The 23,408-nt window shown below is 42.0% G+C and carries 23 protein-coding genes and 5 pseudogenes; 9 read left to right on the top strand and 19 right to left on the bottom strand.

Features of this window, described 5'->3' with window-relative positions:
• Positions 1–832: 832 nt before the first annotated feature.
• Positions 833–1,006 carry an IS3 family transposase gene (locus tag GQR93_RS15675; protein WP_159298858.1) on the bottom strand — a complete coding sequence of 58 codons (174 nt, stop codon included), beginning with the start codon at positions 1,004–1,006 and terminating at the stop codon, positions 833–835.
• A 74-nt stretch (positions 1,007–1,080) separates the two neighbouring features.
• On the opposite strand from GQR93_RS15675, the gene GQR93_RS14980 reads away from it, so the two are divergent.
• Positions 1,081–1,868 (top strand): IS5 family transposase gene (locus GQR93_RS14980; RefSeq protein WP_080487858.1). Its coding sequence is split into 2 segments (ribosomal slippage): positions 1,081–1,339 and positions 1,339–1,868, totalling 789 coding nucleotides; the frame shifts between segments, so codons are not numbered across the junction.
• Here the strand turns inward: GQR93_RS14980 and GQR93_RS14975 are convergent.
• From GQR93_RS14975 to GQR93_RS14955, 4 genes and pseudogenes are all read right to left on the bottom strand, one after another.
• A complete protein-coding gene (locus tag GQR93_RS14975) occupies positions 1,865–2,503 on the bottom strand; it encodes an IS3 family transposase (protein WP_263863848.1) in 639 nt (212 codons plus the stop codon). The two genes, GQR93_RS14980 and GQR93_RS14975, sit on opposite strands and share 4 nt — an antisense overlap.
• Before the next feature lie 38 nt (positions 2,504–2,541).
• On the bottom strand, positions 2,542–3,066 hold the full coding sequence (locus GQR93_RS14970; protein WP_054736760.1) for a helix-turn-helix domain-containing protein: 525 nt from the start codon (positions 3,064–3,066) through the stop codon (positions 2,542–2,544).
• A gap of 211 nt (positions 3,067–3,277) precedes the next feature.
• A pseudogene (locus tag GQR93_RS14960) lies at positions 3,278–3,535 on the bottom strand (replication initiator protein A); the annotation flags it as partial.
• Positions 3,536–3,709: 174 nt separating this feature from the next.
• Positions 3,710–3,988 carry a BRCT domain-containing protein gene (locus GQR93_RS14955; RefSeq protein ID WP_020923847.1) on the bottom strand — a complete coding sequence of 93 codons (279 nt, stop codon included), beginning with the start codon at positions 3,986–3,988 and terminating at the stop codon, positions 3,710–3,712.
• An 859-nt stretch (positions 3,989–4,847) separates the two neighbouring features.
• On the opposite strand from GQR93_RS14955, the gene GQR93_RS14950 reads away from it, so the two are divergent.
• From GQR93_RS14950 to GQR93_RS14940, 3 genes and pseudogenes are all read left to right on the top strand, one after another.
• A complete protein-coding gene (locus GQR93_RS14950; RefSeq protein WP_015639692.1) occupies positions 4,848–5,648 on the top strand; it encodes a ParA family protein in 801 nt (266 codons plus the stop codon).
• 1 nt (position 5,649) lies between these two features.
• Positions 5,650–6,000: a DUF5388 domain-containing protein gene (locus GQR93_RS14945; RefSeq protein ID WP_159298856.1), complete on the top strand. Its 351-nt coding sequence runs from the start codon at positions 5,650–5,652 to the stop codon at positions 5,998–6,000.
• Between the two features lie 358 nt (positions 6,001–6,358).
• Positions 6,359–7,274: pseudogene (locus GQR93_RS14940) on the top strand (IS30 family transposase).
• 12 nt (positions 7,275–7,286) lie between these two features.
• On the opposite strand, the pseudogene GQR93_RS15345 reads toward GQR93_RS14940, so the two are convergent.
• Positions 7,287–7,376: pseudogene (locus GQR93_RS15345) on the bottom strand (cation transporter); the annotation flags it as partial.
• 128 nt (positions 7,377–7,504) lie between these two features.
• A complete protein-coding gene (locus GQR93_RS14935; RefSeq protein ID WP_003576326.1) occupies positions 7,505–7,696 on the bottom strand; it encodes a hypothetical protein in 192 nt (63 codons plus the stop codon).
• Positions 7,697–7,822: 126 nt separating this feature from the next.
• Here GQR93_RS14935 and GQR93_RS14930 point away from each other — a divergent pair, with 126 nt between their 5' ends.
• Both GQR93_RS14930 and GQR93_RS14925 read left to right on the top strand, forming a co-directional pair.
• The gene (locus tag GQR93_RS14930) at positions 7,823–9,352 is read left to right on the top strand and encodes a multicopper oxidase family protein (RefSeq protein WP_024855733.1); all 1,530 of its coding nucleotides are present in this window, start codon (positions 7,823–7,825) and stop codon (positions 9,350–9,352) included.
• 39 nt (positions 9,353–9,391) lie between these two features.
• A complete protein-coding gene (locus GQR93_RS14925) occupies positions 9,392–10,765 on the top strand; it encodes an MFS transporter (RefSeq protein ID WP_003690687.1) in 1,374 nt (457 codons plus the stop codon).
• A 75-nt stretch (positions 10,766–10,840) separates the two neighbouring features.
• Here the strand turns inward: GQR93_RS14925 and GQR93_RS14920 are convergent, their stop codons facing one another.
• The 6 genes from GQR93_RS14920 to GQR93_RS14895 form a co-directional block, all read right to left on the bottom strand.
• Positions 10,841–11,206: a hypothetical protein gene (locus GQR93_RS14920; protein WP_003580900.1), complete on the bottom strand. Its 366-nt coding sequence runs from the start codon at positions 11,204–11,206 to the stop codon at positions 10,841–10,843.
• A 310-nt stretch (positions 11,207–11,516) separates the two neighbouring features.
• The gene (locus GQR93_RS14915; RefSeq protein WP_024855732.1) at positions 11,517–12,893 is read right to left on the bottom strand and encodes an FAD-dependent oxidoreductase; all 1,377 of its coding nucleotides are present in this window, start codon (positions 12,891–12,893) and stop codon (positions 11,517–11,519) included.
• A gap of 115 nt (positions 12,894–13,008) precedes the next feature.
• The gene (locus tag GQR93_RS14910) at positions 13,009–14,214 is read right to left on the bottom strand and encodes an NAD(P)/FAD-dependent oxidoreductase (RefSeq protein WP_002825823.1); all 1,206 of its coding nucleotides are present in this window, start codon (positions 14,212–14,214) and stop codon (positions 13,009–13,011) included.
• 359 nt (positions 14,215–14,573) lie between these two features.
• Complete coding sequence (locus GQR93_RS14905; RefSeq protein WP_159298855.1) at positions 14,574–15,158, bottom strand: recombinase family protein; 585 nt, start codon at positions 15,156–15,158, stop codon at positions 14,574–14,576.
• A 107-nt stretch (positions 15,159–15,265) separates the two neighbouring features.
• Positions 15,266–15,724, bottom strand: coding sequence for a hypothetical protein (locus tag GQR93_RS14900; protein WP_136846380.1), 459 nt, complete (start codon positions 15,722–15,724; stop codon positions 15,266–15,268).
• A gap of 202 nt (positions 15,725–15,926) precedes the next feature.
• Positions 15,927–16,726, bottom strand: a protein-coding gene (locus tag GQR93_RS14895; protein ID WP_120270481.1) for an IS5 family transposase whose coding sequence is annotated in 2 segments (ribosomal slippage) — positions 15,927–16,438 and positions 16,438–16,726 — 801 coding nt in all. Because the reading frame shifts where the segments join, the coding sequence is not laid out codon by codon here.
• Positions 16,727–17,292: 566 nt separating this feature from the next.
• Between GQR93_RS14895 and GQR93_RS15625 the strand changes: the two genes are divergently transcribed.
• Positions 17,293–17,370 carry a putative holin-like toxin gene (locus GQR93_RS15625; protein WP_076661461.1) on the top strand — a complete coding sequence of 26 codons (78 nt, stop codon included), beginning with the start codon at positions 17,293–17,295 and terminating at the stop codon, positions 17,368–17,370.
• 138 nt (positions 17,371–17,508) lie between these two features.
• Here GQR93_RS15625 and GQR93_RS14885 read toward each other — a convergent pair whose 3' ends face one another.
• Positions 17,509–17,709, bottom strand: a complete 201-nt coding sequence (locus tag GQR93_RS14885) for a hypothetical protein (RefSeq protein WP_024855729.1) — start codon at positions 17,707–17,709, stop codon at positions 17,509–17,511.
• Positions 17,710–17,745: 36 nt separating this feature from the next.
• Here GQR93_RS14885 and GQR93_RS15490 point away from each other — a divergent pair.
• A pseudogene (locus tag GQR93_RS15490) lies at positions 17,746–17,895 on the top strand (IS21 family transposase); the annotation flags it as partial.
• Positions 17,896–17,915: 20 nt separating this feature from the next.
• Here GQR93_RS15490 and GQR93_RS14880 read toward each other — a convergent pair.
• Positions 17,916–18,722, bottom strand: coding sequence for an IS3 family transposase (locus tag GQR93_RS14880; RefSeq protein ID WP_054736697.1), 807 nt, complete (start codon positions 18,720–18,722; stop codon positions 17,916–17,918).
• A gap of 8 nt (positions 18,723–18,730) precedes the next feature.
• Positions 18,731–18,991 carry a transposase gene (locus GQR93_RS14875; RefSeq protein WP_045353638.1) on the bottom strand — a complete coding sequence of 87 codons (261 nt, stop codon included), beginning with the start codon at positions 18,989–18,991 and terminating at the stop codon, positions 18,731–18,733.
• A gap of 317 nt (positions 18,992–19,308) precedes the next feature.
• Here GQR93_RS14875 and GQR93_RS14870 point away from each other — a divergent pair, with 317 nt between their 5' ends.
• Positions 19,309–21,156: a heavy metal translocating P-type ATPase gene (locus tag GQR93_RS14870; RefSeq protein ID WP_003577000.1), complete on the top strand. Its 1,848-nt coding sequence runs from the start codon at positions 19,309–19,311 to the stop codon at positions 21,154–21,156.
• Between the two features lie 248 nt (positions 21,157–21,404).
• Here the strand turns inward: GQR93_RS14870 and GQR93_RS15670 are convergent, their stop codons facing one another.
• The 3 genes and pseudogenes from GQR93_RS15670 to GQR93_RS14860 all read right to left on the bottom strand — a co-directional run bounded on the left by GQR93_RS15670 (position 21,405) and on the right by GQR93_RS14860 (position 23,349).
• Entirely contained in the window at positions 21,405–21,878 is a 474-nt protein-coding gene (locus GQR93_RS15670; protein WP_162230605.1) for a hypothetical protein, read from the bottom strand.
• A 263-nt stretch (positions 21,879–22,141) separates the two neighbouring features.
• Positions 22,142–23,130, bottom strand: a pseudogene (locus GQR93_RS14865) (ArdC-like ssDNA-binding domain-containing protein); the annotation flags it as partial.
• Positions 23,131–23,133: 3 nt separating this feature from the next.
• Positions 23,134–23,349 carry a hypothetical protein gene (locus GQR93_RS14860; protein ID WP_027823051.1) on the bottom strand — a complete coding sequence of 72 codons (216 nt, stop codon included), beginning with the start codon at positions 23,347–23,349 and terminating at the stop codon, positions 23,134–23,136.
• Positions 23,350–23,408 lie beyond the last annotated feature (59 nt).

The raw sequence follows: 23,408 nt of genomic DNA, 5'->3' as shown, positions 1-23,408 counted from the left end.
AATTAAAACTCCCTTTCTTGACTGACACACGCTGTCTCAAAAGAGAGTTGCTAAAACATTTGATTTGCTTTAAAATACAAATCTGATATGCTCTAACTGAATTACAAAGCATTCATTTAGCGGTGAGGCTTTGCAAATTCATCAGCATGTGTCTGTTTGTGAGTTGCCCAGTCGGCAACTTTTTTTAATTTCTAACAACAAAAATGGACTAAATAGCTTCAGTTAGCTACTTAGTCCATTGACTTCAATTTGTTTTTAACTATCCTTAACTTGTCCTCGGGGACTGGTTTGCGGTATAATTAACCTACAAATTAAGAACAATGTTCAGTCGATTTTAACTTGGCGGTGAAAATCGACTGAATCTAAGTAGCTGTCCTATAGCTACTTGCTAAATCCAAAATCCCTGATTCCTCGTGAATCGGGGATTTTTCTACTTAGCTTGATCTCTTTATTCGGTTGTTAAATTAATCTTAGTCTAGCATAGCGCTTACCTAGCGGCAACTTTATTTGGTCTTGTATATTTTGCCAGCTTTTGGTTGAAACCGTAGGCGATAGAAGATACCAGTAAATATTCAAATAATATAAAAACACTAAAATGCTTGGCTGTATTAATATCAAAAGCACTAAACACGAGGAGCATAAGTAACCCGCAAAAATACGTGATAAACAGAGACATTATCTGTAAAATTCTTACGACAATACGACGGTTACCGCTGATTCGTTCAAATAATAGCTGTAACCAATACTGCATTGGAAATAACCACTGTCGAATAAAAAAGCGGTCATCTTGAGGTGTACCCCCAAAGTTAAAGTAAATATTTGCTTGTCTTTCCTAGGCGGCCCGGAGTCGATATTTTATCGGCGATGTGCCGCCTAGTTTCATTTGAATTCGTTCAGTATTGTAGTAGATTATCCACTTTTTGACAGCCGTTATCAATTCCTCAGCGGAATTGTTTTTGGATAAGTCGCCTAACTCAACTTTTAACTTGTTAAAGAAGCTTTCCATACAAGCGTTATCTAAGAAGCTGTCCAAGATCTATGATTTTTGATATACTTCTATGTAAAAAGGGAGTTTAAGCTATGAAAAATTATCCCAGCAATATTACTCGGCAACAATTTGAATTAATTCGACCAGCTTTAGAAAATTTTCGTAAGCGAACTAAGCCTCGAAAATATGACCTCTACGAGGTCTTCTGTGCGGTCCTATATGTCTTGAAAACCGGTTGCCAATGGCGTCAAGTCCCCGGTGATTTCCCAGAATGGCGGTCAGTTTACAACTATTACAAAATTTGGTCAACTAAAGCTGAGCCTACGGCTGATTCTTTATTGGAACAAGTTTTAAAAAAATTGTCATTGCTCGGCGAACTTACCAAGGACGTTCAGCTTTAACTTCCTTTATTATCGTTGACGCTCAGAGCGTCAAAAACACCGCTACTGCTGAAAACAAAGGTTACGACGCTGGTAAGAAAATCTCGGGGATTAAGCGCCATCTGGCAGTTGATATCAATGGCTTTCCGCAGGCCATTCACATGACGCGAGCGAACGTCTCTGATCGAGACGGGGCCAGTGCCATGATCGCTTTACATGCCATGCATTTACGCCAGGTTCAAAATGTCTTAGTTGATGGTGGTTATTCAGGCGTTAATTTTCAGCTCGATGTAGCCAGTAATTTAAACGCAACCGTGCAGGTTGCGAAGCGCAATGAGTTGCATCGATTCGAAGTCATGCCCCAACGTTGGGTAGTCGAACGATCTTTTAGTTGGCTAGAGAATTGTCGGCGACTTTGGAAAAATTGTGAGCGTCAATTAACCACCAGTCTGCAAATGGTCGTTTTAGCGTTTTTAGCACTATTACTTAAGAGATTTTAGACAGCTTCTAAGCAGGTTGCTCGTCGAGACATGCTTGGTGTGATGTGAGCGCTTCTGAGCTTCTTCTGCCATGTTCGATGTCGGTACTGCCAACCTTGGTCAGTGTGCAGGAACTGCTTGTATGGTTGGTTTGGTATTAACTCAATTAGGGAATTCAATGGTTTCATGGCAAATTCAAGATTGGGACTGCCGGCAGTAATGGCAAAGGTTAGGATCTCATTATTGTATAAATCCATTATTGGTTCGAAATACACCTTTTCCTGAGTTTCGGGGATCTTAAATTCAGTGACATCGGAAACCATCTTCTGATTTGGCCGGTCGGTTTGAAAACGGCGGCGTAACTTGTTTTTGACTCTAGTTCCTTCAGGACCTTTAGAGGAATCATATTTGCGGATCTTCTTACGATAACCTTCCCCTTGGATATCCAACTCCTTCATCAGCCGATAAACGCGCTTATGGTTGACCTTAAGGTCAAAATCATTCAGGAGGGCCTGGGTAATCCGCAGAACCCCCATGTGTTGGTCGTGATTCCAGATACGAGAAATAAAGTGTTTCAATTGGCAATCCTTGTCTGGTTTCTTAAATTGGCGTTTCCAGTAGAAAAAGGTATCTGGAGAGATTGGCAGGACCCGCAAAAGGTCAGCCAGATTGAATTTGGCCTCGAGTGTGCAGATTACTTGGGCGAGTTCTTTGTTCGTTGCTTCATCGAGGCCAATAATTTTAACGCTTCATTTTTGATGCGTAACCCTAGGTTCTCAGCTTCTAATTGTTTAAGCCGATTTTGTTCCGGAGTGAGTTTCTTCTTAGTTGACCGCTTCTTAGTCGGTTTCTTTCGTTTGTTTGTCATTTTGGGTTTCCGTCCTTTTGATATAGACAATAACCCATTTGGCCCTTCATTGCGATAAATCTTTTTCCATTGGTAAATCTGAGCAGTCCCGAGATAGCCGAACTTAGCAGCGATTTGCGTATAGGAAGCATTGTTAGTAATTGCCCATCGGGCAAGGGCAACTCTAAAATCAGGCGTTACTTGAGGCGGATCCAATATGATATTCGGGCCGTGAGTACGGTAAGCGGCAACAAGCATTTCAAACAATCTACGGGATATATGATATTTTCCCGCAATTGCTCTAAGACCTCCTCGACCATCGAAGTATTCTGTTAAAGCTCGTAATTTAAGTTGTTTTGAAATCTTAGTCATAAAAAATACCTCCAAAGCTAAAGTTTTTACTTTAACTTTGGGGGTATAGCTCATCTACCAGGTGATTTTTTGCAATTCCAATGGCTGGGATTATCCAAAAGACAATAAGGCTGGCAAACAAAAATATAACACTTAGAACCTGTCTAGTATCTGCTGAATCTGGCATGACACACTCCTCAGTCGGTTTTCCACAATTCTACCAGATTCAGCAGATACTAGACAGGTTCTTATGATCCTTCTCAACTCGGTACTTAGCATTTAAGATAATACCAACGAAGCGACGCATCTGTTGCGGGGTACGGCACCAAAAACTAAGTAGTTGTACAGCTTCTGGTTCTAAGAAAACCGGTAAGCCACTATCTTCGTCAGTTAAGAAATCATTAGCATGGTTCACCAAATCCTGGTTTTGCTTTTGAATTTCTGCTGGTGAGAAATTGGCTGTGGAAAAGTCCAACTTTTGAGTATCTATCCGGGAGCCTTTTTTAGTATACCAATTTCTACTTCACATAATGGGGCTTATTCCAAGTAACCACCATTCACCCTGATAAAACAACGATCCGTTATTTGGCCTTTGTGAAATTTGACGGTAGAGGAGTGGTCTAGATGAAAAATCCCAAAAAAATCAGTAACTCACTTTGTGAATTTAACCGCCTAAACTCCTAGACCATTGCGCCAATCGTGCCTGACACCAGTCCAAAAAATCCCGTTCTGAAATCGTTGGTGTTCCCGTCAATAACTTTTTTGTGATGGGCTCCTCACCTAAAGCCGTCTCAATTAACCCAACCACTAAATAATCTGTCTGTTTCGTAACCCAATTTTGTGGTTTCGCCCCAAAGACTTTCGCCAAACTAAAAGCTTGATCCCGAGTCATGGTAGTTAGACGTCCGGTAAAAGCAATCTCACAATCTCTTAAATCAAGCATTTTAAATCATCAACTTTCTTGATTCTAATGTTGGTTTTGACTTGACGGGTTATGGTTTTCCATTCAGTTTAGAGGGAGTGACGTTTTGAGCGCAGAATTGTTCCCTGGAAACAGTTATTTGGAATAACTGAACCAGAGTACAATTCTACTACTAAAAGTTTCCCCTTAGTTCGTCGGTCGTTAACGCCCGTCGCTTGTCTGTACAATTGCGGTATTGCTACCACCACTCATTATAAACCTACGTTTTCGGTTTAGCCTACTAAAAAACGCCCTAGCAGGCGTTGGTAATACGTATTTATGTTTGTTCGATCACCAACTAATCAGTGGCACCAAGCCGAAGCTTCGTTTTACCACCCGCGCCGTTAATGGTCGCGCTCACCATTCACCACCCAGCCGTACAGATGACCTTGTTGTGGTATAGCCAGACTTATTGAAGTCGCCCTGGCAAACGTGTCCCCTTGGATTTAGACCCCAGCTTGTCCCCTAGGGCTTTAAAAATCGCACCGGCCATGATATAATAGTCATTAAACAATGATGACTTTTTTGTGGCGCTCACCGATTCCCGTTGGTGGGTGTTTTTTTATGTTCTATTTTATGTAACCAATATTACTCGTTGTTTGGTGATAAATCAACATTTCTTTTTATGTATCCTTGTATCCTTGTATCCTTGTATATTCATATCCTTGTATCTAAGTATCCTTGTATCCTTGTATCTAAGTATATTAGGATACTTGCAGTCAATCTTAATTTAACGGCTTTTGAGAAGAAATGTATCCTTGTATCTTTGTATCTTTGTATGTTATCATCCTTGTATCCAAGTATCCTTGTATATTAGGATACTTAATTGGAGGTCAGTATAATGGGTGAAGTAATTACTTTTGGAAATTTTAAAGGTGGCACCGGTAAAACAACAAATGCCACGCTTGCATGCCTGGCACTAGCTCGTGCTGGCAAAAAAACGCTATTAATTGATTTCGATCCTCAAGCAAACGCTACAGATATTTACTTTAAAACCGCGGCTAATTTAGGCCACGATGATATTAAATTTAATCAAACCTTGCTTGCATCAATCCAAGAAGAGGACTTATCAAGATCGTTGGTTACTTTGGATAAAAACATTGACTTTATTCCATCAAGCGCAGATTTTTCATTGTACCCACGGATTATGGAAAAAAAGTTTAAAAATAATTATAAAGATAGAGTTACATATTTTAGCAAGCTACTTGCTTCACTAAAAGAAAAATATGATTTTGTGGTATTTGATTTGCCACCGACTATTTCCTTAATTTCTGATAGCGCCTTATACGCTTCAGATTGGGTTCTGATTATCCTTCAAACTCAAGAGCACAGTCTTCAGGGTGCCGAATCGTTTCTAAAATATATACAGGAACAGGTAATCGATGAATACGAAGCACCTAGTTTGAATTTACTCGGTATACTTCCTGTGCTATTAAAGAATGGGGCGCCTGTTGATCACAGCACATTAGAAGTAGCAGAAGAAGAATTTGGGAAAGAAAACATGTTAAAAACCCTAATTCGTAATATGGAAAGAATCAAAAGATATTCAATCAGAGGTGTATTTCTAAAAGATCAGTTCGATAAAAAAATAATTAGATTATACGATTCTGTGGCACAAGAAATTATTGAAAGGGCGGACTAGCATGGTGGAACTTTTACACAATCCTAACTCAAATAAAAGCAAAATAATTCCTAGAAAATCGGCGCCCCAGCCCCAAAAAGAAATTTCCATATCTTCTCTAAACGAATCAAACAAAACGAAGTCTAAACAAATAGATGGTGTTACTTTTGATACTACGCTCAGAATTGACAATCATCTAAAAAACTTTATGAAAGCTATGGTAATTTTAGGGTATAGCTCAACTCAACAAAACGGATTAGCCCAATTACAAAAAACTTTTTTTGAATCGTTAACTGATTCTGAACAAAATACGCTTACGACTCAAATACAGACTTTGGAAACAGGCGATGCTAACAAAGTAAAAAGTAAATAATCACGTGCTCTCAGACGACACGTTCACCTTTTAGATGTATACTTGTCCGTTTAAATTAAGCAGAATGCACACAAAAAATTCCTCTATTATGCGGAATAGAGGGCTTTTCTGAAATCAGTACATACAGGCTTTGCTTAGGAGCGTTGCTTGTGTCCATTTAGGACATACACAATCATATAACAATCAATCAATGCTGTCACTTAACTTACTCAAAAAAGCCACCCACCTCGTGATGAGATGAATGGCTTTTTGGTTGTGTGGTAGATTGTAAAATTAATCCGAACGCTGTTCGGACAAAAAAGATCAGCTTCCTTTAAAATGGTGTTTACCACAAACCCATCTTTTAGGAGCTGATCTTTTGTCTAGTATAACCTATTCCGAACGAATTAAAATCGAAACCTTTTGTGAACTAGGGCTGTCCAATATCCAAATGGGCGTTCGGCTGAACCGATCACCGTCAACAATTTCTTATGAATTATCTCGATGTCAACCTTATCAGGCTGAATTAGCACAAACAGATGCCGAATACAAGCGATCACGATGTGGTCGGAAAACTAAGCTGAGCGATGAGTTAAAGCAAAAAATTCTCAACCATTTACGTCTAAGCTGGTCACCAGGAATGATTGCTCACGAATTTAAACTAGCTACTAAATCTATTTATAATTGGCTAAATCAGGAGAGAATTGGTTTCTCCTTGAATGATCTACCCGAACATGGCGTAACGTTGACCAACAATCCAAATATAATCAATCTTTGGGGCGATCAATTGAACAGCGTCCATGATGATTAATCAACGTAATCGCATCGGCGATTTTGAACTAGATACAGTCGTTGGTCCTCGTGGGCATAGTAAGGCAGTTTTATTAACTTTAATCGATCGCAAATCACGGTTCCTTTGGGCATACCGGTTAAAAGATCGGACGACAGCGACTGTTAATGAAGCCCTAACTAAGTTCCTAACCACTTTTAATGGTGCGGTGCACAGCTTTACTGTGGACCGTGGCACTGAGTTTAGTGGGCTAGTATCACTTGAATCACAATATGGTATTAAGACCTATTACTGCCATGCTTATACGCCAGCTGAACGTGGTAGTAATGAACGCTTTAATCGGAATTGACGTTATTTTTATCCTAAAGGGACTCGTTTTGAGCACATTAGTGCTCAAGATTTAACGACGACGTTACTCCAAATTAACCAGCGACCGCTTAAAATACTCGACTGGCAAACACCGTATCAGGTTATGCTGACAAATTTGTCCAAAAATTCGGATTAAATTTGCAATCTACCACTCAAATGCCATCCATGCCGTTGAAAAATATTCAACCCGTAAGGCTGACGTCATGGTTTGTTTCTGCGTCATTGACAGTTGCTGCATTAAACGACCCTCTTTCATGTGACTGTTCATCTAAGTACAGACACATGATATATTCAACATATGTATATGTCAACATATAACGCCGATCAATGACTCCATGAAAGGTCTTGCAGCAACTTCTTAACAAACTAGTGCTGGTGGGCGTGTTGTTGACTTGACTGGGGCCGATAAGCGGCAACTAACCCTGTCACAGCGTCCAAAGTCATAATCAGACCCATTAACCACATCGCTGCCATATTGTGCATGGTACCAATTAGAATCAGCAGCACCACATTTAACGCCAGCATGAGCCAGCCCATTGTTTTCGACATTTGTTGCATGAAAATCCTCCTCAAGTGTATGGATAAGACCTATACCATTTTTCAATACTACTTTAGGTTAATTCTAAATTATGTTTATGGCAACCCTAAAAAGTGTTAAAATTCTTGTCAGAGGGGGAAATCACGATGAAAATCTATACGGACTATTTCTTTGATGAGCCAGCGTTTGATCTCCACGATGGCGGGTACGTGCCGCTTGAGGTCAGTGATGCGCCTGAGAAGCCCTTAAATGTGCCGCCGTTGTTGAAACCGGATAAAGAGACGGCGACCGACGTTTATTACACGGTGACAGCAGAGGCTGGGGAAACGCAACTGTTACCTGGGGCGAAGACCAAGACGTGGGGCTATAATACCAGTCTGTTAGGTCAGACGATTGTGTATCGCCGTGGTCAGCATACGCATGTGACACTGAAAAACACCCTGCCTGAGTTGACCACTTTTCATTGGCATGGGGCTAATGTCAGTGGCCCTTATGTTGATGGCGGATGCCATGCGCCGGTTTATCCGGGTGAAAGTAAGCATATCGACTTCACATTGGAACAACCGGCGACGACTTTGTGGCTGCACGCGCATCCGTGCCCATCCACAGCCGAGCAGGTTTGGCATGGTTTGGCTGCCATGGTGATTGTCAAAGACGACCATGAAGCCAGCCTGCCATTGCCAAGGAACTATGGCGTTGACGATATTCCGGTCATTTTGCAAGACCGGCGTTTTCATGAGAACAACCAGTGGGACTACCGGGCTGATTATGATCCTGACGGTGTTGCTGGGCCAACTGCAATGATTAACGGTGACATCAATCCCTATTTTGATGTCACCACGCAAAAGGTCCGGTTGCGTTTTCTGGATGGTGCTAATCGCCGTGAATGGCGGTTGCATTTTTCCGATGACCTGCCATTTACGCAAATTGGCGGGGATGGCTCACTGTTACCGGAGCCGGTCAAATTTACCCATTTGATGCTGACTTGTGCTGAGCGTGCCGAAGTGATTGTTGATTTTGGCCAATACCATGAAGGCGACGAGGTCACCTTATATACGGATGATGTGCCATTGCTAAAGTTCCGCATTCATGCGTTCAAACCGGATCAGACTACCTTGCCTGATAAGTTGTTCGATGTGAAGGCACCAGTGGTTGACCCGGCTTTGCCAGTTCGCCACGTTGTGATGCAGGGGATGGACGAAGGTGTTGCGATTGATGGTAAAAAGTTTGCCATGCAGCGGATTGATGCCACGCAACCAATTGGCAAAGCCCAGTACTGGGATGTTACCAATAGCAATGATGCGCCTGGAATGGTTCATCCATTCCATGTGCATGGAACCCAATTCTTAGTCTTGTCGCGGAATGGGCATGCGCCGTATCCAAATGAACATGGTTTCAAAGATACAATTGGCGTGAATCCTGGTGAAACGGTTCGGCTGCTGGTTCGCTTTGATTTGCCAGGGGTTTATATGTATCACTGCCATATCATTGAGCACGAAGATGGCGGCATGATGGCACAGATTGAAACATTCGATCCAGCCAAGCCAAAGCAAGAATATAAATTGATGGATATGGATACGTTAATGATGGCCTTGGCTAAAGAACGTGGCGTCAAACCATCTGAGATTTGGATGGGCGGTATGCAGTCTTATGAAAAAATGGGAATGAAAATGTAAACGTCCCACAATACTAATATAGAAAAAGATGATTTTAATATGCACTCTCCAACGATCAAACATCGCGGGGCTTTTGTCGCCACGTTACTGACAGGTACCTTTTCGATGTCAATTTCTCAGTCTTCTTTAAGCACCGCTTATCCTGCTTTTATGAAAGCTTTTGGTTTAGGAGCGGATACAGTTGCTTGGCTGACAACCGGCTTTATGTTGGTGATGACCTTGATGATTCCGGTTAGCCCATGGCTGTTGCATAATGTTACTTTCCAACGGCTTTTCCAAGCGATTGAACTCATTTTTGCCATTGGGACAGGCTTATGTATCTGGGCACCGAGTTTTACCGTGCTCATGATTGGCCGGTTGCTTGAAGCGATTGCGGTCGGGATTATTTTCCCGAGTTTCCAGACCGTGTTGCTGACGATTACGCCGCATAGTGAGCGTGGTCGGGTGATGGGCACGGCGGGATTGGTCATGGGCTCAGCCTTGGCAGTCGGTCCGATTATTTCCGGTGTTTTGCTGACATGGTTCCCTTGGCAGGCTTTATTCTTGTTCTTCTTGGTCGTTTCGCTGCTTGTGCTGGCCGTTTCAACGGTGACCATTGCGTCTGTCATGCCATTGCAACCGACGCAACTGGACTGGGTGTCCTTCCTTTTATCCGCAAGTTTTCCAATTCTACTTTATGCCTTGGGTGCTTTGTCGAAAAAAGGCTTAACTGTTGGCGTGGTTGGTTTGTTGATTTTAGGCGTTCTGGCAGCTGGTATTTTCGTTGTTCGGCAATTGAATCGCCAACCACCAATGTTGCAAATGCGAGTTTTTGCCACTGGTATGTTTACTAAAGCGGTGTTTCTGACCGGAATTTCATACGTCGGTTTGATTGTCACCACTATCCTGATGCCGCTTTACTTTCAAACGCTACTTGGTTTGTCACCGTTGATTTCTGGCTTGTCCTTAGTGCCAGCTGCGGTGTTGCTGAGTATTTTGAATCCAATTAGCGGGCGCCTACTGGATCGCTTTGGACCGCGTGTCGTGGCCATGATTGGCATGTTGTTGATTACTGGCGGCTTTGGTCTGTTAGCAGTCTTTGCCCATCATTTACCGCTGATTGGGGCAATTATGTTGGCGATGGCGACTGAAGCCGGCAATGCCTTTGTGATGATGCCTTCAGTGACGGCTGGCGCGAATGCTTTGCCGAATGAGCTCGTGGCAGACGGCACTGCGGTTACGACGACGGCTCGTCAGTTATTTGGTTCTGCCGGTGTCATGTTCGCCACAGTGTTGTTGGATGGCATGCAAACCACGCTGCGAAGTCATGCTGGCGGTTTTGCTGTTACCTTCGCTGTGTTTGCTGGCGTGGGCCTGATTGGCTTGCTGTTGGCGTTGACGTTACCAAAGGAAGTCGCGAAGAAAGCGGTATAGCTGCGAATTCGTGCTTAGTTGCAAATGATCAGGAGAGAAGCATCGCGACTAGGAAAGGAGGGCAACACGGTTGCTTTAGTCAACAAAGACCAGTTCGATAGTTTCATCTTCCGGTTTGATGTTGACAGATAAATGACGATTAAGGTCGGCCACCAGTTTGCGTGCGAAGGCCATCTTCTCGTCGAATTCGGTCATGTGCGAAGTAAACGGGACGCTTTGGTAATTAAAGTTTTCGCCGATATAGCCCGGATCAGTCACGTAGCGCAAGTTGTTTTCGTCGTGGCGACTGCCCGGTTTCAGGACGGTATCCAAATACTGATAGAGAATCGTTGGATCGTAGTTCAGCGGCTTATCAAGGGTCGTGGAAAGCTTGTAGCCGGTTGCTTGACCAGCGAATTGTTCGTTGATTTGGACTTGGGTAAGGCTTTGATACAATTTCAAAACGATCACTCCTCTTCTTTTCACTTTTAGTATAGCAGTTATGGTAGATTGTAAAATTAATCCGAACAGCGTTCGGATTAATTTTACAATCCACCATAATAGTCTTGCATATTTAGATGTCCTTTCGGGGATAATCTGTGGGTATCGGGTGTGGCCGATGCCTTTTTTATTTTCCATTATATCAAAAGGCGGTCTAGTGAGAATCCGAAGATTCTCACTAGACCGTCTTATTTGTGGAGACTTATGTCACAGCCTCTTTTTGATTTATTCGTGATCCTAAACAGCAAGTTATAAGTGGTCGTTACAATTTCTATTTTGTAAACTCAAGTTCACCAAGAGCACGTTGGGCTGCTAAGTTCAATAGGCTCCACTGTCGGTCAAAGCCTGGCTGGAAGAAAAAGTCAGCTTCGGCTAAATCTTCCAGTTTTAATCCTTGTTGGATGGCTAATGAAATAACATTACCTTGGGCAGTGATATCATAAGTTGACAATACAGCACCACCTAATAGTTGATGAGTGTTTGGATTGTAATCCAGCTCTACGTAGACCTCTGTATTTCCCTTCTCCATAGGGACATAAGCTGGACGTAAAGTGTCTTTGTAAAAAGATGTGTTAATCTTAATATCGGCCTTTTGGGCTGTGGTCATATTCAGACCTGATGTGGCAAAGTGATAGTCGAAAACACTTAATGCTGATGAGCCGACCACTCCTGAAAATGGCATAGACGGTGTGTTCTCAAAGATGTGTTCCACTACATAACGGGCTTCACGTCGGGCAACCGTGGCTAAAGCTATCGGCATGTTCCTCTGAGCAGGAATTGAATAGGCCAACACCGCATCACCTATGGCATAGACATCAGGCAGATTAGTTCTCAAATATTTGTCAGTTTTAATCCACCCGCGCTTATCTAGTTCAACCGTTCCCTTTAACCAATCAGTATTAGGTTTAACTCCAACAGCTTGAATGATCAAGTCACTAGGATATTCTGCATCGTTGGTCTTAACAGCAGAAACCGATTCAGTCCCTTCATAGCATTCAATCTTAGCGCCAGTGACAACTTGAACGCCTTTGCTAGTCAATTCTTTTGATAAAATATCTGTTAATTCGGTATCTAGGTAGTTGCCCAGAGGCCGATTAATCATGTCGATTAATGTAACATTCTTTCCAGCTTTGATGCTGGCTTCAGCAGCTTCAACACCAATGTAACCAGCACCAATAACAGTAATATTTTTAACATCTGGGTCAGATAATTTTGCTTTGATCTTTTCTGCCCAATCCTTGCCGCGCATTGAATAAACGTTTTTTAGCTCATGACCAGGAACGGGTAAATCGTTTGGAGTTACGCCTGAGCTTAAGATTAATTTATCGTAATCATAGCTCTGTATCTTACCGGATCTTAAATCTTTCACGGTAACTTGCTTATTTTCTGGATTTATTTTGGTCACTTCATGATTGGCATATACTTCTGTCCCAAATTTTTCGAGATCTGCAGGTTTAAAATTACGGACATCATTAATACTCGTTACACTGTTTTCTAAATATAATTCCATACCACAGGACATAAAAGAAATAAAATCTCCCGCTTCGAATAGTTTAATATCTAGGTTTGAGTATTTGTGAGTAAGTTCCAAAACCGACTGATGGCCGCCGTGCGAGGCACCAACAACAATAACTTTTGTCTTCGACATAAAAAATATAGCCTCCTAATAGATGGGTGACAAATAATAAATCGTTAATGATGGCCATTTTGTTCTAAAGTACATTCGTGATGACGCAATGATTCACCGATATCTCATCCAGATACTAAGCCTTCTTCTCTCGAATGGAGCCCACCAGATCATCTGTAGCTGGAGCGTTCGCAAGCAATGCGCGAACATCATCAAGATTCACCTTAACATTCCAAACTAAAACACCAACTAACTTATCGGTATCTATGAAATAGACAAGCGATCCATGCGTTCGCCGATCAAAAATCAATTGCAATTTAGGATCAATATTACCGATTGCTTGCCAGGAAATATCAAAAATCATGGAATAGAAGTATGGGGTATGCTGATAGCTCATGTGAGCACCTGCCATATTACGGCCAACTAATTCACCAGAAAGTCGGGCATGGTCCACGTGCTCAATCCGTTGCCGACCCAAGATGTGATCTGGATAAGAGGCAATATCTCCCGCAGACCAGATGGCTGGGTCACTAGTATTGAGATACTCATTAACTTTCACACCACCATCAGCTAAATCCAAACAACTGTCTTCAGCTAAACTAATCCGCGGCGTAACGCCTAACCCAACAATGATCGTATCGGCTGCGATCACCGTACCATCCTTTGTCAATAGAGTCAAGTGGTCACCTTGGCGTTGATATGATTGGACAAACTGACCACTCATCAGTGTGACACCATTGCGTTTGAACGTGGCTTCATACTCAGTCCGAATAGACTCAGGAAATTTACCCTCACCCAGCGCTTTTTCTGGAAAAATCATCGTAACTTCAGTCTCATTTTGGGTCAGTGACGATGCGAGCTCTGTACCAACATATCCACCACCAATGATCACAACTCGCTTGTTCGGACCACTAAATTTACGTAACTTGCGATAATCTGACCACTGTCTAAAGACTAGCACATGTGGATCAGAAGGTCCCTGGATTTGTCTAGGTTCTCCGCCAGTTGCTAGCAATAGCTGTTCATACTTGATTTGCTCACTATCGGCCAATGTAATGACCTTATCTTGCCGATTAATAGCCGTAACCGTTGTCTTGAACTTAAAAGTCACATTGGGATAATTTTCAGCACCAATCTGAATGTTCTCTTCAGTAAATTCATCATCTAGCCATAGTTTTTTACTCAGTGCCGGTCGTTCATATGGGACATCCGCCTCTTGCGAAATAATTAAGATCTCACCCTCTGAATCTTCCTGTCGAATTCCCTTGATGGCATAGCCAGCAACCACTCCGCCACCAACAATGACGTATCGATAGCTGTTTGTCTGATCCAAATCACTCATCTAATCGCCTCCATAACTTTACTTTTTCTAGGATCATTGTAATATAAAAACGCCATGATTCGAAAAATAACGCTCAGAATTGTCAATCGTTGCTTGCTTTTATCAGAATAATAATTTTATTTACATACTGCTACAAAGCTATCAAATATCACTATGATCCAGATTTAGAATTGCGGATAACACAGCATAAAATAATATTATTTTAATTAAAAAACCTCAATTTTTAAGGTAATCATTTTTGATTTTAATTTGAAGTAACAATATTCGAAGAGTTGTCATTTTTCTTGGTCATTTCTCGGATTTTAGTGGAGTTAGAAGTTTCAAGTGGTCCGCTCTGCTATGATTCTCTCATGTAAACATCATCTTTGTATATTGAATTTCTTTCGATATCTGATAAAGGTCGTCCGTTTAATCCCTGTATTACGGGCAACATCAATGTCACTTATGCCAGCTCGATAAAGCTTAAAAGCATGTTGCAAACGGGGATCATCTTTGGCATATTGGGGTTTGCGTCCATGATATTTACCCTGCTGTTTGGCGAGGGCAATCCCTTGTTGCTGACGCTCGATGATTCGCTTACGTTCGCTTTCAGCCTGATACTTATACAGTTCAATGATGAGGTTAGTCATCAGTTGACGCAAGTTAGGATCAGCAATCCCTGTCATGGACGGCAAATTTAACACATCTAGGGTGGCACCCTTATTTTGAATGGAGTTCATGATCTTAGTCAAATCATGGTTGTTTCTGCCTAAGCGATCTAATTCAGTGACCATTACAATATCACCCTCACGAATATAGGCCAGCATTTTTTGCAGTTCTGGCCGATTAGTGTTAGCCCCACTTAATTTATCCGTAAATAATTTATCAACGTCTTTTAAAGCCGCTAACTGTCGATCTAAATGTTGCTCCTTGGAACTCACACGTGCATAACCGATTTTAGCCATTTCCAATTCTCCTTTTGGACAGTTCTAATGAACACTTGTAATTCCTAGTATAGCACAGAAATAAAAAAGACCATTAGGGTATACCCTAATGGCCGTTTGATATGAACTTATTTTGTTTTATATTTATCTTGAACAGCAAGAATTTTTGTTAAATATTCCATATCTAAATCTTTTCCCAAGGAGTCTTGATAATCTGTTTCAACGACAAATTCCTTCACTGTGCCACTCATGGTCTGATATATGAAATAAATATAAACGGGCTTTTTATTAACGAAGCGCTTTAATGCTTTATAATTAGACGTAAGACGATTCTTAACTGCGTCTAAAAAGCGCCCTTTAGGAATAACAATAGTTCTCATTTCGTGACTTTTGATGGGAATAAAACCAGTCGCCGCAATTTCATCGCCATTTTGGATATTCACCATTTGAAGGTAAGGATATAAGTCCTTATCTTCATATTGCTTTTTATAGTTCTTAGACTTTATCTTATCTATAAACAATAAAAATAAGCGATATGTCCAAGACCTTGTCGTATGCGTAGTCTTACTATTGCTGTCTTTGCACAATCTAAGTTTTACTCGAATGATGTATGGCAACAACTTTCGATATAGATAGAATTTCTTGTCTGTAACCATTATTCCTAGCAGTTGAGACGCTTCAGTTCCTAAACTGTCATTATATATGGAAATAGCTGTTTCAAAATTGTTGTTTCCTGAGGAGTATTCAAAAGATTGTCTCAGCTTCCTGTGACGATTTCTTAGAAGCTGTTTAGTATCTTTTAAGAAGTAACCTGATAAAAGCTAACGAAACCATCATGAGACTAGTGTTGAGCTTACGCTCACAGTTACGCCATAAACGGTGATAATTTCCCAACCAACTAAATGAACGTTCAATGAGCCACCGTTGGGGGATAACCGAAAATTGGTGTAACTCATTTCTTTTAACGACGATTACCTTGGCTGACGTTAAACTGCTAATCTCATTAGCAAAATTTTGGCCGGTATAACCACTATCAACCATCATGGTTCGAACCAGTTTAAACTGCTCTAAATTAAGGGTAATGAGTGCAATCGCCCCGTCACGATCAGTGATGTTAGCCCGGGTAATATGGATCGCTTGCGGGAATCCATTGATGTCGACGGCTAAGTGCCGTTTAATCCCCGAGATCTTCTTACCACCATCGTAACCCTTATTTTCAGCGGTAGCGGTGTTCTTGATACTTTGGGCATCTAAAATGACGAACGAAGTTCGTGCTGATCGCCCTTGCCTTAATCTTCGATCAGCGACAATTTTTTTAAAACCTGAGTTAATAAAGCTGGTTTATCAGGGGTGGGGGCTTTCGACCAATTCATCCAATAGTAGTAAACAGTGGACCACTTTGGAAAATCAGCCGGCAAATCACGCCAAGTACAACCATTTTTAAGGACATAGAGCATGGCACAGAAGATATCATAAGGATCAATGTGTTTTGGATGAGTTCGTTTTCTTGAAGCTTCCAGATCTTGGCGGATCAAATCGAATTGTTGCCGAGAAATATCGCTTTGGTAATGATGACTAAAATGTTGCATATGATCACCAACTTTTTTGACAGTAGTTTATCAAATTATTTGGTCAAAATCAAAGATACTAAACAGCTTCTTAAAAATGTTATTACTGCTAATCCGAATGCTAACCAACCTACCGATATGTTAATGCTAATCCATTGGATGATATTTAAAATTAGTTCCCATGATTGACCTATAAATAATTGTATAACTTTCAACATTATAAAATCTTCTTTCTTATTTGTTTGCATTTGTATTATTATTTTTATAATTATCAAGCGCCTTACTGTTCTACGTCACCAAGTTTTAAAGCCTTCTTTCAAATTTTGTCCGTGTCCTACTAGTAATATAAGGATTAACCTGAAAGTTAATCCGTTTAAATTGGTTCTCACTAGTAATATAGCGATCAGGCAAATTTGTTTTAAAACTTGGATAGTGATATAGATTCCCTGTATAATGGTATTTTGTAGAGAAGTTAAGGCGGTGGCTATTTCCAATCGGAGGTGGTGCTTATGGTGTTAAACCTTTAAAGCCCATAAATCCTAACGAAAGGAGTAGCCTAGGTGTCCGTTGCGGACGCTTTACAATTAATGCTGGCTTTCGGTACTTTTATCGTGGCCTTAATCGCATTAATTGTTGAGCTGATCAAAAGTCAGCAAAAAAAATAACCGCCTTAGCTCTGGTCAGCTAGCGGTTATTAAATATCGTTAAAATCTGCCACCGTCTTTAACGGCTCTACATGGGAAGCCCTGTTCTAGCGGGACTTCCTTTTTCTATTACATTATAGCATGTCCCTTAAAAACTGGCTAACGTTTTAGGCTTTGATCAGGTTCAGAATCTGGTTGTTTAATTTCTGGATTCTGTTTAGCAAATGCTTTCAGTTGTTTTTGCGTTCGATTACTGATTTCATGGTGTAAATCATTTAACTTATTTTTTAGTCCTAAGAACCTGTCTAGTATCTGCTGAATCTGGTAGAATTGTGGAAAACCGACTGAGGAGTTTGTCATGCCAGATTCAGCAGATACTAGACAGGTTCTAAGCAATTCAGTCAGGATGCCTGCTATCAACCAATCACTTGTCGCGTTTTTCGCCCCCAGACGAAAGGTATCGTTGAATCGTTAGCCCGAACGGTCGAACGATTACGGGTCTATAACCATGAATTCAGTGATGGCTGCTCAGAAGTCAATAACTTGGACTATTTTTATTCAGTTAATTAGGCAACATTTGAGATACGATTGCGATTATAAAAATTGATATACCAACCAATGGCTGCTTGGACTTGCGTTAATGTTTCGTATGCCTTCAAATACACCTCTTCACGTTTCAATATTGAATGAAATGCTTCCATACGGCCATTATCGTATGGATGTCCTTTGAGTGAATATGAATGTTTCAAGCCATAATTTTGACATTTAATATTAAATTCAGCACTCGTGTATTGTGACCCCATATCTGAATGAATAATTAACGGCTTTCGATGCTTATCTAAAGCCATCTGTAAGGCACTTGTGGCTAGCTCGGCTGTCATTGTATCGCCAATTTTATAGCCCAATACCTTTCTCTTCTCAGGATCCAAAACGGTCGCTAAATAGACCCATCTGTGGTTAGTCAACTGAATATAAGTGATATCTGTTTGCCAAACACCGCTCAAATCATGCAAGTGTCTAATCAGATTGGGTTTTTGATCAACAGTCACCACAGTTTTTGGCTTTCGATAACGTTTTTGCATGCGTGATCTAATCCCTAATTCACGCATTAATTTGAGTGTCATATATTCAGATATTTTTGGACAGTCATTGTTTAGTTGACTATAAGCAGCAATACGACGATAGCCATAAAATTTAAAGGTTTTCCAAACGTCTAAAATATAAGGTTTTAGGGATTCTCTACGCTTTTCTTGTTGACTGGGCTGCCAATGGCGCCAATTGTAATAGGTACTAGATTTGATTTTAAGTGCACTTAAAATACGCACAAGCGCGTAGCCTTGTGCTAAAAATTGGTTAACGAGCGGCAATCCCACATTACGGACTATTTTTTGGCTAGTAAGATGGCCGCTCGCTTTAAAATTTCGTTTTCTTCCTCCAAAATAGCGAGGCGCTTCTCTAGTTGCTTGACGTCTTTTAAAGTCTTTGACTGACCCTTGATCATGATTGGGGTAGCTTGTTTAACCCAAATAGCAATAGAATCTTTCGACGGACCAAATTCTTCTGCTAATGATTCAAGTGAACGGCCTTCTTGGTGAAGTTTAACCAATGAATCTTTGAAATCTTGTGAATAACGAATTGACATAAAAATACTCCTATACTTTCATTTTACGGACTGAATAAAAATAGTCCATTTTTTTAGTATAAGAGCAGTATAATATGAAGTGAATATTAGGGAAGCCATAAAATTAACGGGGTCAATCATTTCCGGTTTATGATTCTGGTTGGGGATGATGGACACTTGAGTTAATTTTCGGTAGAAGAGTTTAGCCATGGCTCAATTAATAGAAACCATGAATGTCGAGCATCTAAGTGGGACAGATTATATTCGTTCTAAAATAGGTTGTGCTTTCAGATTGTAATGGTTATAATTGGCGTACTTAGAAAAAGGGAGTGGCAGTGATGAAAAAGAACTGGCAATTAATGATGGTGCTTGCTGTAAGTGCCATTGCGCTAGTCTTTGCTTTCGGTTTAAAGCAACCATTGATCGCGCAAGGGCTGATCACGGTGATGGGGTCAATCATTGCTTTAATTATGTTCTGGGGCATGGTGAAGACAATTCGTTCTGGTAACTTCGGTGTTGACTTGCTTGCCATTACGGCGGTTGTTGCCACCTTGGCGGTTGGCCAGTATTGGGCTGCGATGATCGTGTTATTGATGCTGACTGGTGGCGATGCGCTTGAAAGCTACGCAGCAACAAAAGCAAGCAGTGAATTAAAGCAATTACTCGAAAATGCACCGACAACCGCGCATCGTATGGTTGATGGACACGTTGAAGATGTTGAAGTTGAGGCCGTCCAAGTTGGCGAAACGATTTTGGTTAAGCCGCAGGAAGTCGTGCCAGTTGATGGTACGGTTTTGGCAGGTGAGAGTTTGGTGGATGAAGCCAGTTTGACGGGTGAATCTAAACCGGTTGCCAAAAACGCAGGTAGTGACATTATGTCTGGGACCGTCAATGGTGACGCTGCCCTAACTGTTAAGGTCACGCAACGGGCTGAAGATAGTCAGTATCAAGGGATTATTAAACTGGTTAAGGAATCCGAAGCGCGACCAGCACATTTTGTTCGGATGGCTGATCGTTATGCGGTACCGTTTACGTTGATTGCTTATGTGATTGCGGGTCTTGGCTGGTTCTTCTCTGGCGACCCAGTTCGTTTTGCACAGGTATTGGTTGTGGCCTCGCCTTGTCCGCTGATTCTGGCCGCGCCAATTGCGATGGTCTCCGGCATGAGTCGTAATAGCCGCAACGGGATCATTGTCAAGTCAGGGACTACGCTAGAAAAGTTAAGTGATGCTAAAACCTTTGCCTTTGATAAAACCGGCACCGTGACACGCGGTATTTTAAAAGTTGCGACGATTTTGCCACAAGCCGGTTTCTCACAGGATCAGCTTTTGAAGCTAGCCGCAAGTGCGGAAGGTCAATCGACTCATATTTTGGCGCGTTCACTGACAGATGCTGTGCCGACAGCTGATCGGCTGCCAGCGACAGATGTGTCGGAAACAACTAGCTTTGGCGTTAATGCCACGGTGGATGGCCGCAAAGTCAAGGTCGGTAAAGCCGAGTTTGCTGGGACGAAGGCTACGGTTGATACGACTGCCGTGTATGTGAATGTTGATGGCCAGTACGCAGGTGCGATCACATTTTCCGATCAGATTCGTCCAGAAGCAAAAGAAACGATGACGAAACTGCACGAATTAAATGATGCTAAGCTGATTATGATTTCTGGCGATCAGCAGTCAATCGCTGATAAAGTGGCGGCACAGGTCGGCATTGACCAAGTCTATGCGGAACAATTGCCACAACAGAAGATTGAAGTTTTGGATAACGTCCCTAAGGATGGCCGGCCAGTTGTGATGGTTGGTGATGGTGTCAATGATGCACCTTCATTGGCGATTGCTGATGTCGGCATTGCAATGGGTGCACATGGGGCAACCGCGGCAAGCGAATCGGCTGATGCCGTGGTTCTGCGCGACGATTTGGCGAAAGTTGCTGCGGCCACTTTAATTGCTAAGGAAACCATGGTCATTGCCAAGCAAGCGGTCCTCATCGGCATTGCGATTTGTACAGGTTTGATGTTAATCGCCAGCTTCGGTGTCATTCCAACAATTATTGGCGCAATGCTGCAAGAAGTTGTCGATACCGTGACGATTCTCTATGCTCTGCGAGCGCGCAATGGCTTGCATCGGCAGGCACTTGTGGATCCTGTCCGGGCAACTGCTGAACGTGAACAGATTCAGCAGATCAACTAGTAGAAAACCCAAAGACCCGCATCAATTCGACGTAGCTGTCGAACTGATGCGGGTCTTTTGTGAGACTTAAAAGTTGTTTGAATGATATGATAACGTAGCGAAACGCTGATGATGGTGGGAGAAGAGGCCATTATCAGCGATTTTCGAAAGTAGCAAAGGTCTAATGCTGCGGTTGACTGTTTTTGTTTGCATCTTGCCCTGTGGGATTGGAAGAAGATGGCGCAGAGGAACTTGGTTTTGAACTACTGCTACCACTCGCCGTTTGGTCCCCAAGTCCACTGAAAGGAACCGTCGCTCATTGTGACAGACCTGATCGTCATGTCATCAACGGCTTTGCCTTGGATTTTGATGGATGCAACTGCATCGTCATAGGTTTTATACAAACCGCCGCTCAAAACGGCCATCATGGGCTCTGCTTTGTTGGCTGATGCTGATATTGACGAGGAAGCACTTGCACCAGCATTATTGTCGGTGCTTAAACTTGTCCCACTCGGTGAAGTAGTCGGTTGACTCGGAGCTTTCTGGCTCGGTTGACTTGTTTGATCAGAAGCTTGACCTGCAGTTGTCGCGTGATTCCCAGACACGCCGCTAGCTGGTTCACCAGTGTCTTGCTGATTTTGCCGACCAGTAGTTGCGGTTTGCTTGGTTGAAGATGTGTCTGTCGATTCCATTGCCACGGTCGTATCATTGTTAGCTTGTGATTTCTTCGCTACTTGGACCAAGGCAACACGTTTTTGGCAAAGTCCTGATTTTCGACATTTTCAATGGCGTTGATGGCTAGGTCAATGTTACTGCTGCTCAGATCGGCCTTTGGGTGCTGTAAATTCTGGTCGTTATAAAGTTTTTTGATCTGCGCAATCGCTAAAGATTTCTTGTAAAGTTGTGTGACAGCTTGCTGATAGTCAGCTGCAAATGCCGGTTTGATTGCGACAATGGCCTTATAGGCTGCACTGGCTCGGGTACCTTCCGATTCGATCTGCGCCAGATTACTACTCTGGGCGTTAGTTGCCTGTTGAATTTGTTGTTGCAAGCCTTGATAGGACTTATTAAGATCCTGAGCTGATAGCTTTTTTAAATCATGCTCAGGCTCTTTTTGGGCTTCTTGTAAGCCTAATTGTTTGGTTAAACCATCGCTAAGCTCAATCACTTTGTTGCTTACTTGCTGGATCTCACTTAAAGCACTATGGATCACGGCTTTATCTTTAGCCCAGGTGGCCACGTAACCGAGTGAGTAGTTGCTGGTATCAACGCCAATATTTTGCATGGCAACATACGCAACCGCTTCGGCTTGGGTTTCCTGATATGCTCGTGGCCGATCTTTAAAGGCGGATTTTAATCCGTGTAGCTGGCTATGCGCATATTCGTGATATAACGTCTTTAGTTTCAAAGCATTGTCGGGCTCATCGCCACCAATGACGATTTCATTAGTGCTGGGTTGAAAATACCCCTTAGCCCCATTTAGCGTCGCTAAAGGCACTTCACTGACTTTAAGGTCGGTTTGCTGGTTGAGATAGTCCTTGAATGCATTATACAAGCTCGTCACATTCTGATGATCGGCCAAATTTTCTTTGACAAAGTCTTTAGCGCTTAGGACAGGGTCACCACTAGTTTGTGCCACGTCGAAGATGGGCAGGTAACGATAACCAACAATGGCCCGTTCGTCGGTAGTATCAAGTCGCTTTTGTTCAGCAGGTGTTAATTTCTTAATAATCGGTGCCGCAATTCGAATGGACTTAGCGCCCTTATTAACGGTGCGGTTAAAATCTGTTTGCCATTGCTTAAATCCCGCGACCTGGGTCGCTTGCGGATTTAAGCATAAATCAAATCAATGTTTCTGGCGCTATAATGATGGAATTTAGCCAAGGTATTGAGGTACTTTTTAAATTGGCCACTATCAGTTAATTTTAGGATTTGTTGTTCAGCCTGGGCAACCAATTGTGCTTTCCAGGCTTTAACGTCTGCTTTACTCGGCATTGTCTACCCCTCCTCATCTTCAAAAATATCATTCAATGTCGGCAATGATCTTATTTGAATCGAGGTCGTGCCATAAAGGGCAACGTAACCGTCAGATAATTTTTGCCAAGCTACTTGATAATAAGCGCCGTTACCAGTGATTTCCTTTAAATACTTGTAGGGTTCTTTAGCCTGCAGAACCGGTAATTCACTCCCAATGACTGCTAATTCGTTATCCATATTTATGATCTCCTTTGTTTTGCTAATCTTACCCGTTATTTAGGTTTACTTTTGGGGTT

Origin of the sequence: Lentilactobacillus hilgardii (genome assembly GCF_009832765.1) — a bacterium.
GTDB classification, from domain to species: Bacteria; Bacillota; Bacilli; order Lactobacillales; family Lactobacillaceae; genus Lentilactobacillus; species Lentilactobacillus hilgardii.
The sequence above is the reverse complement of the archived record's forward strand: the minus strand, read 5'-3'. Positions and strand labels throughout refer to the sequence as shown.